The following is a 430-nucleotide window of genomic DNA, read 5'->3' as shown; positions in this document are numbered from 1 at the left end:
CATCAATAGCATCTTTCTTAGTCTCAGCCGCTTTGTCGATAGTCCCTTTAGAAGCATCTGTGACTTTGTATTTGGCTGGTACATTTTCCGTACTAGCATCTTCATATGTCACTGTAAGTTCAATATCATGGAAACCATCTGTTGTAGGATAACTTGTTCCATCTTTCAGATTAACAGTCTGTTTGTGTTCAGCATTTACAGCGTCTAACAAATCATTATCTGTAACATTTTGTTTGTATGGTTTGACTAGTGTATTTGTAGTCACTGTATGCTCTGTCGGAGTGATACTTGCACTTGATGCCTGACTGGTTGTAGCGTCGCTTCCCTTCGTTGCGCTAACACTTACTGCTTGACCAGCTGTGTAGCTTGATGGTTTCAAGCGTAACGTACCGTTATCTAATAGACTCGCATCACCGCTTGTTACCGTCCA

Annotated in this window: 1 protein-coding gene; it reads right to left on the bottom strand. The window is 41.4% G+C overall.

All coding sequences use genetic code 11. The annotated features are described in order from the left end of the window. Positions 1–430: hypothetical protein (locus HT679_RS11085; RefSeq protein WP_173214656.1), on the bottom strand; the 430-nt coding region annotated here is incomplete at both ends.

This window comes from Streptococcus sp. 4886 (assembly GCF_013276485.1).
GTDB lineage: Bacteria > Bacillota > Bacilli > Lactobacillales > Streptococcaceae > Streptococcus.
This window is presented reverse-complemented; position numbering and strand designations above follow the sequence as displayed.